Raw genomic sequence first — 12,831 nt, 5'->3', positions numbered from 1 at the left:
GCAATTGCCAACCCGGTATGCAGGCCATGATTCACTACATAGAAGGACCGCCAATCGCCACCCTCGCCCCTCGGCGGGTCCGACGCTGTAGCGCAGCCGAACAGCGTCAGGATCAGGGCCAGCACTACAATGCGCATACACAAGGGTTTGGAGGCTCGCTAACGAACGTGGAAAACCCCGGCAGGGGTGGGTGCTGTATACAAGCATAGAAGCTCGCTCGCACCATCAAGCAGGCATCCATGGGCAATCGCGACAGGCAGAAATCGGCCCAGAGCGGCCCTTGCGCAACGACAACCCGGTTGCTCCCTAGACACTCTTGTGAGACGTTGAGGTGTCGCAAATTTTCAGGAAGATCATGGACATTCGATCGACGGAAGCAAAAGACTGGATGCTTTTGAAGCAAGTCCGTCTCGCCGCGCTTTTGGACACACCGACAGCATTTGGTGTGAGTTACCAAGCTGCCGCCAGTTACAGTGACGAACAGTGGAAAGAACGAGCCTCGTCAGCCGGAACGGAGTTCTGGCTGGCCATCAAGGAAGACAAACCTGTGGGAATGATCGGTGCCGGGGTCAACGGCGCGAATCGCTATAACTTGATCGGAATGTGGGTTGAACCCGCTGCACGTGGCTCTGGCGTGGCAACTCAGCTGGTTGAGACAGTGAAATCTCGCGCGATGGGGAAAGGGCATGATCGCGTTTTTCTGGACGTTTCTCCCGACAATGCGAGAGCCTCGAGCTTCTATCTGAAGCAGGGTTTTTCTTTCATAGATGAATGGGAACCTTTAGAAAGTCATCCGCATATCACGGTTCAGACAATGCTCTGGACTATCGGAAACTAGCTCGCAAGCCTCTCTGCTCGCTGGACGTCCGCAAGGGGTCGAAAGCGACCGTACGCTAACGGCTTCTGATTGTTCGAAAGCTTGATCAGTCCACTTCTCCCCGAGCGTTCCTGGCGACCATCGCAACGATTACCGCCAACAACTCATCTTTAGCCGCTTCGGCCGTAATCTCACCGTTGGCTGCGGCGTCTGAAAGCGCTCCAGCAGCCCCCAGCATTGCATGCAAACTGGCCGATTTCAGTTCTCCGGCACCCACGAATGGCAAAAATAGCGTGTGACACTTGCTCAGGAACACCGCTTCATATTCTCGTTTGGTTTTTTCCAACTCCGGCGTGCTGGCCAACGCAGCAATCACCCCGGGTATCTCCCGGCCTTGAAGTAGCACACAGTCGACATAAGACGAAGCGATGACGGTGGCCCTGCCCAAGAGCGTCGGTTCGCTAGCCTGCACGGCAGCATCCATGATGGAGGTCTGACGCTGATCGAAATCCTTGTACAGCGCGGCGAGCAATCCCGAACGGCTCGCGAAATGGTCATAAACCACCGGTTTAGTCACCCCGGCGTGCTCGGCAAGCCTGCCGAGCGTCAGCGCTTCGGAGCCTTCGTTGCTCACCAATTGCCAAGCCACGTCCAACAACTGACGCAGCCTTTCCTCTCTGGCCAGCCGACGGCGCGGCTTGTGTTGCCCGTCGATGGGGCCCTGCTCAGTGATTGACATCCATATATACCATTAGTAACTTAGCAACCTTAACTTACTAAAAGTATATAGCTGTCAACCTGGCGGTTCAATCTATCCAAGAGATCCCGACATGCACACTCTCATCGTTGTCGCTCACCCAGAGGCTGAATCGCTGACTCACGCCGTCGCCTCGCAAATAGCCAAAGGCATCGGCCTGGCAGGACCACACCACACGTTCGAGATAGCCGACCTTGCACAGGAAGGCTTCGACCCCCGCTTCACCGAAGCCGACCTGGCCGTGCATCGCCGAAAGGCGCCGCCTTCTACCGATGTGCAGGTGGAGCAAGCCAGAATTGACCGCGCCGATACCCTGGTGCTGGTGTACCCGGTTTACTGGTGGGCCATGCCCGCGCTATTGAAGGGATGGATAGACCGGGTGTTCTCGAACGGCTGGGCGTTCGACTTCAACCTGCAAAGCGCCCTGATCAAGAAGCTGCCGCACCTGAGCGTTCACTTGGTAGGTATCGGCGGTGCCGATACGGCGACTTATGCGCGGCATGGCTATGCCGCGGCAATGAAGGCGCAAATCGATCATGGGATTTTTGATTACTGCGGGGCTGAGGTGATTACCTCGGAACTGCTACTGGACAGTGAAACCGCAGACTCGACCAAGGCGCTGCAAGCAGCCGAGCAACTGGGGCGCCAAATCTTCGCAGCGATGCGCACGCTTATGTTTTCGCCCAGAGAGCCACCTCGACACATCGAAGATTCGGCTGCGCCGTCGAGTAGGTTTGGCATATAGAGGTACGAGGAAACTGCGTCGGTTGACATGGAGGGCGGATAGCGAGTGATCGACTGAAAAACGTAGGCGCCAAGTTGGTACTGCCGCTCTTGAGCGGCAGCAGTCGGCCAAAAGCAGTCGTTCAGCAGATGAATCAGGGATACTTGTCCGTCCAGTGCCCACGCGCTTCCAAAGCCTCGCACAAAAAGACCAGCGCTCGACGAAAGACAGGGTGGCAATCGGCATAGGGTAACTGGTCGAGCGAAGCCCAGAAAAATTCGAAACGGTGGCCATGGTCATCGAGCGTCTGATGAGACCATTGCTCAGGTAATGGTCCACCTGGCTGGCACAGTTGAAACGACCAGATCTGACCGTGATGGCCGGTATCCCAACACCCTAGATTGTCTTTGATTATGGCAGCGCTTATACCAGACTCTTCCGCGAGTTCACGCAGGGCCGCTTGGCCCGGTGTTTCCCCCTTTTCAATGGTGCCCTTTACCAGTTGCACCCCAGCTTGCGGATGACGGAACAAGAGGATCCTGGGGAGCAGCGTGGATGAAAGAACTACTGAGCAGGCCTTGTCAGGGAACATGGCGATTTCCATATCGGCAATGAAGGCTGGCCATCATACGCTTTCAGGTAAGCCGTGCCTGGTATGGGCCGATGTGCGTAAAGCGTCACGGAAGCACGCAGCTTGTTGCCGCCGAAAACACACATCTTTTCGAACGCCTCGTGGCTGACGGGAAGATGCTGGCAGTCGAGTGCCTGGCGGTGCTGACTGTGATCAACATCCGGATCATGCAGGTAGACGAATTCTTCATCGTAGTCGGTGACGATGACCCAGTGCGGGGCTTTTGAGCGGGTCAGGCGATAACTGCTGATCAGCACCAAGGGTTGGCCGCCGGCCTTCAGCGCCAGCGGCAGATCCAGCTGGTTGCTGCTGACCTGCTCCACATCACTGTGTTGGAGTTCGCTGTAGAACGCTTCATGTACCAGGCGCATTACCTCCTTCTTGTGTTCGTTGCGCACGCCGTCGAGAAACAGCGGACCTGCGACGCTGACTTGCAGGCGCACTCGAAATCCTCGGCGCCAGGCCGCCAGTGCCAGGCCTTGTGGGCTGCAACCACCGTGGCCCGAAGTCATGAACACCGTCGTGGCTTCACGCCAGATCTGCAGCTCGTCCCTGCGTTCGATCACGCGATCAGGCTGTAACGCGCTCATGGCCATCAACAGGCAGGCCGGTCCGCAGGTAAACTCAGTGGTCTGTTGGTAATAAGGAACCTGGAATTCACGGTTGTCCCGATGCTGCACAATACGTTTCTCCAACCGCAGCGCAGGCACATGATCTTCGTAGTAGTCGTTGACCACGGCAAAACGCCGGTACCCATGGCGCTCGTAAAGACCGATGGCGACCGGATTGTCCGGACGGACTTCCAGTCGCAGGTAGGCGCAGTCGTGCGCGCGGGCACAGTCTTCCGCCTGGTCCAGTAGCTGCTTTCCCAGGCCCAGGCCACGACTGCGGGCGGCGATGGCGATGGAGTACAGGCGCGCCAGGGAGGTGCCGCGGTGAAACAGGACCAGGCAGTAACCCATCAGTTGGCTGCCGACTTGTGCAACGATCAGGCTGGCATGGGCCCGGCTGATCATCCACTGAAAGCTGCGTGGCGTCAGCCGATCAGAGGTAAAACACTGGTTCTCCAGTTCCAGCAGAGACGTCAGGTCATCCTGTGTGGCTTTACGAAATAACAGGGTCATAGGGCCGCCGTAAAAGTTGCGTAATGAAACGAGACTTTTAAAAAGTATCGTGCTTAATAGATAAGGACTTGTTCTCCAACGGACCTTTTCATATGTCAGCGGTACAGGGCGGCTTGCGCGAAGTATCAGAGCAAAATCGATTAACGGCAATATCAAACCTGACTTATTTAGCGGGCGCACCTGGAAGATCCAGCCAGGTGATTATTATTGTTGAGCGAAAAGAAGACTGGGCCTCTTACTTCCCCTCGGAGGACGTGATGAGTGCGCAGGAGTACCTGGAGCAACCCCTTGAGATCGAAGCCGGCAAGCGCGTTCAGGTTATTAACCTGTGCCGCAGCTACAAGTACCTGGGGCATGGTTACTACTGCTCACTGCTGGCAGAGGCACGTGGCCATAAGGTTATTCCGTCCGTGCGCACTATCAGCGAGCTAACCAAGAAGTCACTGTATGGTCTGGCACTGGATGATCTTGGTAAAACCCTCGACAAAGCACTGAACAACCATATTTACAGTAATACCGAAGGATTCACGCTGACGTTGTACTTCGGCAAAACCAATCTTGAACCCTTACAGGAACTGGCACGGCAAATTTTCGAAATCTTCCCGTGCCCTATCCTCTTGGTAGAGTTCCGCAAAAGTAATAGTTGGCGGATCGACGGAATAAAGTCCGGGGTCTTGCAAAAGTTACGCGAAGACCAGGAAGACCCGTTTGCCAACTCGCTGGACAGTTTCAGCCGCAAGGTCTGGCGAGTACCGCGCTCACCCCGCGTGGCCCGTTATGACCTGGCCATCTTGCATGATCCACAAGAAGCATTGCCGCCCTCCAATGCCAAGGCACTGGACAGTTTTATCCGGGTCGGCAAAGGGCTGGGCATTGACGTCGATCTGATCGAAAAGAAAGACTATTCACGCATCGCCGAGTACGACGCCCTGCTGATTCGCGAAACCACCAGCGTGGATAACCATACCTACCGCTTCGCCAAGAAAGCGGAAAGCGAAGGCCTGGTGGTGATGGATGACCCCGCCTCCATCCTGCGCTGCACCAACAAGGTGTACTTGACCGACCTGCTCAAAAGCCACCAACTGGGTATGCCAGCGACCGAGATTCTCTATAAAGAACGACCGGAAGACTTCGAGCGCGTCGGTGAGCGCCTGGGCTTTCCATTAGTGCTGAAGATTCCCGACGGGTGTTTCTCCCGAGGGGTGATCAAGGTCGAAAGCCAGCAAGCACTGCTGGAAGCCACCTCAGAGCTGTTCGAACACTCGGTGTTGTTGCTGGCACAGGAGTTCTTCTACACCGAATACGACTGGCGTATCGGCGTGCTCAACCGCAAACCGATTTTCGCCTGCCAGTACTTCATGTCCAAAGGTCACTGGCAGATCTACAACCACAAGGCCAAGGGCCAGGACATTAACGGCGAATGCCGCACCCTGGCGGTCCACGAGGCACCGCGCGCGGTCGTCGAGCTGGCGGTCAAGACCGCCAACCTGATTGGCGACGGCTTGTACGGCGTCGACCTGAAACAATCGGGCGACAAGGTGGTGGTGATCGAAGTCAACGACAACCCCAACCTCGATGCGGGTATCGAAGACGCGTACCTGCAGGACGACCTGTATGCCCTGGTCCTGGAAGAGTTCATTCGCCGCCTTGAGCTGAAGCGGCGTGGCCAGGCCTGGTGAGCGTCTTTTACATCTCGACCTGTGTGCCCAGTTCTATCACCCGATTCAACGGCAGCTTGAAGTACTTCAGGTTGCTGTTGGCGTTCTTGAGCAAAAAGGCGAACAGGGTCTCTCGCCAACGGGCCATACCGATGCGCTTGGTCGGGATGACCGTCTCACGGCTAAGAAAGTACGTCGTGCGCATTGGACTGAAATCCAGTTCATTCAGGTGACAGAGGCTCAAGGCCAGGGGCACATCCGGCTCTTCGATAAAACCAAAGTGCAAGCTGACCCGGAAGAACCCCTCACCGTAAGCCTCGACTTCGAATCGCCGGTCCGCCGAAACGCGTGGACTGTCTTCGGAGACCACGGTGAGCAACACCACTTGATCATGCAGCACCTGGTTATGCAGCAGGTTGTGCAACAGCGCATGCGGAACGGCATCGGCCCTGGCGGTCAGGAACACCGCCGTACCCTGCACGCGATGGGGCGGTTGCGAGCGGATACTGCTGATAAACAGCGGCAGGGGCAGCGTGCTTTCGTCCAGCCGCTCGACAATGATCTTGCGGCCCCGCTTCCAGGTGGTCATCAAAATGAACAGGCCAATGCCCGCGATCACCGGGAACGCACCGCCCTGGAAGATCTTCGGCGCATTGGCGGCAAAGTACAGGCCGTCGACCAACAGAAAACCGAGGAGCATCGGGATCGCCAGCCAACGTGGCGTTTTCCATAGCAGCAGGACGACCGCCGAGGACAGGATGGTGGTGATCAACATGGTTCCCGTCACTGCGACCCCATAGGCGGCGGCCAAGGCACTGGACGATTCGAAACCGATCACCAGCAGCACCACACCGACCATCAACGCCCAGTTGACCGTGCCGATGTAGATCTGGCCCTGTTCCTGGCTCGAGGTGTGCTGGATAAACATGCGCGGGACATACCCCAGCTGGATCGCCTGGTGAGTCAGGGAGAACGCGCCGGAGATGACGGCTTGGGAAGCGATAATGGTGGCCAGCGTGGAAAGAGCGATCATGGGCAGCAGTGCCCAGCCCGGCGCGAGCAGGTAGAACGGGTTGCGCACCGCCTCCGGGTTGTCCAGGATCAGCGCACCCTGGCCAAAGTAATTGAGTACCAGCCCCGGCAACACCAGGATGAACCACGCGCGGGCAATGGGCTTGCGACCAAAGTGGCCCATGTCGGCGTACAAGGCCTCAGCGCCGGTCAATGCCAGGACCACCGCCCCCAGGATGGCCACGCCGATCCCTGGGTGAACCACAAAGAAGCGTACCGCCCAAGCCGGGTTGAGCGCCTGGAGCACTTCCGGGCGCTGCAAAATGCCGTAGATGCCGAGCACACCCAACACCACAAACCACAACACCATGACCGGGCCAAACAGAATGCCGATACGGGCCGTGCCGTGTTTCTGGATCAAGAACAGCGCCACCAGAATGATCACGGACAAAGGGACGACCCAGTGCTCGATGCCATCAAACGCCAACTGCAGCCCTTCAACCGCCGACAGCACCGAAATGGCCGGGGTGATCATGCTATCCCCGTAAAACAGTGCCGCGCCGAACAACCCCAGCAGAACCAGCACCCGGCTCATGTTCGGGTAGGGCGCTGCCGCCCGCCGGGCCAATGCCGTCAGTGCCATGATGCCGCCTTCGCCCTGGTTGTTGGCGCGCAGGATGAACAGCACGTATTTGACGGTGACCACCCAGATCAGTGACCAGAAGATCAACGACAAGACTCCCAGCACGCCATCGTGGTTGGCCTGGACCCCATAGTGACCGGCAAACACCTCTTTGAGGGTGTAAAGAGGGCTGGTGCCAATATCGCCATAGACCACGCCCACGGCAGCGACGAGCAAGCCCGCCCCTGACGTCTTGGCGTGGGTGTCATCATTTGCGCGGGTCGCTGTGTCGGTCACGTGCTGCGTCTCGAAAATTGAGGGGGGAAGCGCATGCCATCCCCGGACCAGGCGGTTTCCTGGCGTTGGTGAGGCGCTTGCGTGGATCAACCAAAGATTCGAACGATTAATAAAGACTGTAGCCCTTGCGATGCCCTCCATTGGCTTGTGCACCCGGGCAGTTCCAGGGACGCCAAGGAAACGAAGGGCTACAGGCCCCGTGGACGCTCGAAAATTCGCCGGCAAGTATCCTTGCGAGCAAAAACACCTTCCGTAAAGAAAGCGTAATTTTTTTTACGCCAGGCGAACGGCCAGTGACAGGCACGCAATGATCGCCTCGATTTTGGTGCGCAATGACAGATTTCACGCCGACAAATTTGCAGATCCCTCTATCCCCTACCACACTGCATTGATCGTCCGTCCAGACCGTCAGGCGCGCCGTATTGCCTTCACCGTCGGAAACCGGACTTCGCTCCAAAGGCCTGCAATACCGGGGGGATTGCAAGCGCCATCTGTACGGGGTTTCTCAATTGGCGGTTATAGAACGTACGTGCCAAGTCTATCCGCGGGCATCTGTGCGGCACGTCGCAATCACTGATTAAAGTCAGCAAATGCCCCCTATGAGCGGTGCTACGCTGTTCGGTGACTTTTATTATGGAGGGGTTCATGGGTGTAACCACGATCGATGTCGGACAGTTCCAAGGGAAAGACCAGCGCCAAGGCACCGCTCAGGTGCAGACTACGGCCATCAGTACCCCGCACTGCCCAGCACCTGGAACGCATCCGCAGGGAGGCATTTTTTCCAGCCGTATTGGTTTGTCGATTGCCGTTCTGGCCGGGATAGTCGGCCTGCTTGCCGGTTGCGGCAAGGAACCCGTTTCCACGGCCCGCCATGCCCCGAATGTGACCGTAATGACTGTCACCGCCCAGGACACCCCCGTCACCTTTGAATTCGTCGCCCAGACCGAGAGCTCCCGCGAGGTCGAGATTCGCGCCCGTGTGGCCGGCTTCCTGGAAAAACGGCAGTACGTCGAGGGCGACCTGGTCAAGGCCGGGCAAACGCTGTTCCAGATGGACCGCAAGCCGTTCGAGGCCTCCCTGCTCTCGGCCAAGGGCCAACTGGCGCAGCAGCAGGCGCGCTGGGAAGTGGCCAAGGCCACACTGGCCCGCGTTCGCCCGCTGGCGGAACAGAATGCCGTCAGTAAGATGGACCTGGACAATGCCGTCGGCGATGAGCGTCAGACCCGTGCTGCCGTGCTGGCCGCAGAAGGTACCGTTCGTACCGAGCAACTGAATCTCAGCTACACCACTATCAGCTCTCCCCTCACCGGCCTGTCCAGCTTTGCCAAGAAGCAGGAAGGCAGTTACATCACGCCGGGTGAGTCAGGGTTGCTGACCACGGTGTCGCAGATGGACCCGATCTACGTCAACTTCAGCCTTTCGGAAAACGAAACCCTCAAGTACCGCGACGACATTGCCGCCGGCAACCTGAAGTTCCCGCCACGCAGTGAGTTTGTCGTCGAAGTGGTGCTGGCGGACGGTTCCGTGGTCCCTGATCGCGGCACCCTCAATTTCACTGCACCGTCCTATAGCCAGGAGACCGGTACCTTCCTGGTTCGCGCCGTGGTGGCCAATCCGAAGGGACTGCTGCGCCCCGGACAGTTTGTACGCGCCCGGGCGGTAGGAGCCTCCCGGCCGAACGCCATCTTGGTGCCACAAAAAGCCGTGCTCGAGGGCGCCAAGAGCCATTTCGTCTGGGTCCTGAATGCTGAGGGCAAGCCCGAGCAACGGGTGGTCGAGGTGGGTAGTTGGCAAGGCGACGGCTGGTTTATCAACCAGGGCCTGCACGCCGGTGAACGCATCGTGGTCGATGGTGCGATCAGGGTCACCCCCGGTGGTCCGCTGAACATCGTCGAGCCGAAAGCGTCCACCCCGGCTGGCAAGGCCGCCGCGCCAACACCGGCCGCCGGTGAGCCGAGCAAAGACAGTGAGAAACGCCCATGAGTCTTTCTCACTATTGTATCGACCGACCGATCTTCGCCGCCGTCATCTCGATCATCATCACCCTGGCCGGTGCCGTGGCGATGCTCCAGTTGCCTGTCGCCCAATACCCGGACATCACACCGCCGCAAATCACCGTGTCGGCGACATACCCCGGGGCGGATGCACAGGTGGTGGCCAACAACGTGGCCGCCCCTATCGAGCAGCAGGTCAACGGCTCGGACAACATGATCTACATGAACTCGTCGAGCTCCGCGACGGGCAACATGACCCTCAACGTGTTCTTCGAGATCGGCACCGACCCGTCCCTGGCCCAGGTAGATGTGCAGAACCGGGTCAACCTGGCCCTGCCCCAACTGCCTTCCGCCGTACAGAACCAGGGCATCCAGGTACAGAAAAAATCATCGGCGTTCATGATGGTCCTGGCGGTGTACTCCAAGGGTGACCGCTACGACAGCACGTACGTCGCCAACTACGCCAACCTGTACCTGCTCGATGCGATCAAGCGCATCCCCGGGGCCAACCAGGCCGCCATCTTCGGCACGCCGGACTATGCGATGCGGATCTGGCTCAAGCCTGACCGCATGGCACAACTGGGGATCACCGCCGCCGATGTGCAAAAAGCGGTGTCCAACCAGAACCAGCAATTTGCCGTTGGCCGTGTCGGCCAGTCCCCGACGGGCGAAGCCGTGGAGCAGTCCTTTGCGGTGACCACCAAGGGGCGCCTGACCGAGCCGGCCGAGTTCGAAAACATCATTCTGCGCGCCAGCAACGACGGCGCCGCCATCGTGCGTCTCAAGGATGTCGGACGGGCAGAACTGGGGCAGAAAGACTACTCGCTGCGCAGTACCTACCAGGGCCGTCCCGCCACGCTGATCGCGGTCTATCAACAACCCGGCGCCAACGCCCTCGACGTGTCGAAGGCGGTCACCGAAACCCTGGCGCAGATGAAGGAGACCTTCCCCGAAGGCATCGAATACAAGATCGTGATGGACACCACCGCGTTTACCCGTGCATCGATTTCCGAGGTGATATACACCTTCTTCGAAGCCCTGGTGCTGGTGGTGATCGTGGTGTTCCTGTTCCTGCAGAGCCTGCGCGCCACGCTGATTCCGGTGCTGGCCGTGCCGGTATCGATTATCGGGACCTTCATCGGCATGGCCGCCATGGGCTTTTCGGTGAACATGCTGACCCTGTTCGGCATGGTGCTGGCCATCGGTATCGTGGTGGACGATGCCATCGTGGTGATCGAGAACGTCGAACGCAACATGCATGTCCACAAGATGAACGCCAAGGACGCCGCCAAGCGAGCCATGGATGAAGTGGCAGGCCCGGTGGTAGCCATCGTGCTGGTGCTGTGTGCGGTGTTCATCCCGGTGGCCTTCATGGGCGGGATCACGGGCCAGCTGTATAAACAGTTCGCGATCACCATCGCCATTTCCGTGGTGATCTCCGGCCTGGTCGCCCTGACCCTGTCGCCGGCCCTGGCCGCGCTGCTGCTCAAGCCCCAGCACGGAGAGAAGAACGCCTTCTTCCGCTGGTTCGAACGCAGCTTCGAGCGTATGACCGAAGGCTACTCGCGCTCGGTAGCCTTCATGATCAAGCGCTCGGCACTGGCCCTCATGCTGTTTGCCGGGATGATCGTGCTGTCCGTGGTGATGGCGCAGCGTATCCCCAGTGCGTTCCTGCCGCCCGAGGACCAGGGCTACTTGCTCGGCGCCGTGATCATGCCCGATGCCGCCAGCCTGGATCGCACCGGAGAGGTGGGCAAGGTGGCCAGCGACTTCTTCATGAATGATCCGTCCGTCGAAGGGGTGGCCATCGTGAACGGCTACAGCCTGCTGGACGGCCAGAACAAGAACAACGCCGGGGCCTTCTTCGTTGGCTTCAAGGACTTCGAGGAGCGTTACAAGGACTCCGAGACCATCGAGGAGCAAAGCGCTCCCGCCGTCATACAGAAGGCTGCCCGCGCATTTTCCACCATCCAGGACGGTATCATCCTGCCGGTCAACCCACCCTCCATTCCAGGCCTGGGTACCACCGGGGGCATGGAGGTATGGGTGCAAAGCAAGGGCGATGGCAGCATCGAGCAATTGGCCGAAATGGTCACCACCCTTGTCGCGAAGGCCAAGGAGCGCCCCGAACTCGGCGTCGTCACCTCCACCTTCAATGCCCACTCCCGGCAACTGATGGTGGATGTCGACAGGGAAAAGGCCGAAGCACTGGGGGTGCCGGTCGAAGATGTCTACAGCACCATGCAGACGATGTTCGGCTCCCTGTACGTCTCGCAGTTCAACAAGTACAGCCGGCTGTGGCAGGTCATCCTGCAGGCCGAGCCGGTCTATCGCCTCAAGGCCGAGGACCTGCAAGAGATCTATGTGCGTAACAAGAACCTCGAAATGGTGCCGCTCAAGGCCCTGTTGAACACCCGTTACGTCACCGGTCCCGACCTGCTGACCCGCTTCAACAACTTCCCGGCGGTCAAGCTGACGGCCAACGCCGCCCCCGGCTACAGCTCGGGTCAGGCGCTCAAGGCCCTGGAGGAAATCAGCGCCGAGATCATGACCAACGACTATGCACTCGCCTTGAGTGGTGAAGCGTTCGAGGAGAAGAAAAGCGGCGGTGCGTCATCCAAGGTCTTCATCTTCGGCCTGGTCATGGTGTTCCTGATCCTGGCGGCCCAGTACGAGAAGTGGTCCCTGCCCATTGGCGTGCTGCTGGCGGTGCCGTTCGCCTTGTTCGGTGCCCTGCTCGCGGTCATGCTCCGGGGCTTGAGCAATGACGTCTACTTCCAGATCGGACTGACCATGCTGGTGGCCCTGGCCGCGAAGAACGCGATCCTGATTTTCGAGTTCGCGGTACTGAACCGGGAAGCCGGCATGTCCGCCTACGACGCCGCGATGACTGCCGCCAAGGAGCGTCTGCGGCCGATCGTGATGACCTCCCTGGCGTTCATCCTCGGTTGCGTGCCGTTGGCCATTGCCGTCGGCGCCTCGGAAAACAGTCGCCACTCCATCGGTACAGGGGTAATCGGCGGAATGCTGGCGGCGACCGTCATCGCCGTGTTCTTCATCCCGTTGTTCTACTACCTGGTGGAACGGATCACCGAGAAAAAGGGCTCGGCCCAACAGACCGCCCAGCCTCCTGCGGCAACGCCACCCGGGGATGTTCCCGGCAGTGCTGCCCAGCCACGCCATGAGGGGGAATGAG

At 59.0% G+C, this 12,831-nt stretch carries 9 protein-coding genes; 5 read left to right on the top strand and 4 right to left on the bottom strand.

The genetic code is table 11. The features are described 5' to 3' along the window. Positions 1-355: 355 nt before the first annotated feature. Complete coding sequence (locus AC3WQN_RS22425; RefSeq protein WP_103401512.1) at positions 356-838, top strand: GNAT family N-acetyltransferase; 483 nt, start codon at positions 356-358, stop codon at positions 836-838. An 85-nt stretch (positions 839-923) separates the two neighbouring features. On the opposite strand, the gene AC3WQN_RS22420 is transcribed toward AC3WQN_RS22425, so the two are convergent. Beyond that, entirely contained in the window at positions 924-1,556 is a 633-nt protein-coding gene (locus AC3WQN_RS22420; protein ID WP_103401511.1) for a TetR/AcrR family transcriptional regulator, read from the bottom strand. Positions 1,557-1,647: 91 nt separating this feature from the next. Here AC3WQN_RS22420 and AC3WQN_RS22415 point away from each other — a divergent pair, with 91 nt between their 5' ends. Then, positions 1,648-2,319, top strand: coding sequence for an NAD(P)H-dependent oxidoreductase (locus tag AC3WQN_RS22415; RefSeq protein ID WP_103401510.1), 672 nt, complete (start codon positions 1,648-1,650; stop codon positions 2,317-2,319). A gap of 133 nt (positions 2,320-2,452) precedes the next feature. Here AC3WQN_RS22415 and AC3WQN_RS22410 read toward each other — a convergent pair whose 3' ends face one another. Together AC3WQN_RS22410 and AC3WQN_RS22405 are read right to left on the bottom strand one after the other, a co-directional pair. Then, positions 2,453-2,890 carry an NUDIX hydrolase gene (locus AC3WQN_RS22410; protein ID WP_103401509.1) on the bottom strand — a complete coding sequence of 146 codons (438 nt, stop codon included), beginning with the start codon at positions 2,888-2,890 and terminating at the stop codon, positions 2,453-2,455. Further along, positions 2,863-4,053, bottom strand: coding sequence for a GNAT family N-acetyltransferase/peptidase C39 family protein (locus tag AC3WQN_RS22405; protein WP_256587332.1), 1,191 nt, complete (start codon positions 4,051-4,053; stop codon positions 2,863-2,865). Before AC3WQN_RS22405 ends, AC3WQN_RS22410 begins: the two co-directional genes overlap by 28 nt. Positions 4,054-4,145: 92 nt before the next feature. Between AC3WQN_RS22405 and AC3WQN_RS22400 the strand changes: the two genes are divergently transcribed. Then, positions 4,146-5,732, top strand: a complete 1,587-nt coding sequence (locus AC3WQN_RS22400; protein ID WP_103401508.1) for a RimK family ATP-grasp domain-containing protein — start codon at positions 4,146-4,148, stop codon at positions 5,730-5,732. Between the two features lie 7 nt (positions 5,733-5,739). Here the strand turns inward: AC3WQN_RS22400 and AC3WQN_RS22395 are convergent, their stop codons facing one another. Further along, positions 5,740-7,641 carry a potassium transporter Kup gene (locus AC3WQN_RS22395; protein WP_103401507.1) on the bottom strand — a complete coding sequence of 634 codons (1,902 nt, stop codon included), beginning with the start codon at positions 7,639-7,641 and terminating at the stop codon, positions 5,740-5,742. A 645-nt stretch (positions 7,642-8,286) separates the two neighbouring features. On the opposite strand from AC3WQN_RS22395, the gene AC3WQN_RS22390 reads away from it, so the two are divergent. After that, the gene (locus AC3WQN_RS22390) at positions 8,287-9,624 is read left to right on the top strand and encodes an efflux RND transporter periplasmic adaptor subunit (RefSeq protein WP_256587331.1); all 1,338 of its coding nucleotides are present in this window, start codon (positions 8,287-8,289) and stop codon (positions 9,622-9,624) included. Further along, entirely contained in the window at positions 9,621-12,830 is a 3,210-nt protein-coding gene (locus tag AC3WQN_RS22385; protein ID WP_103401506.1) for an efflux RND transporter permease subunit, read from the top strand. Before AC3WQN_RS22390 ends, AC3WQN_RS22385 begins: the two co-directional genes overlap by 4 nt. The last annotated feature ends 1 nt before the right edge of the window (position 12,831 follow it).

Source organism: Pseudomonas sp. FW300-N1A1 (assembly GCF_058789115.1).
This window is presented reverse-complemented; position numbering and strand designations above follow the sequence as displayed.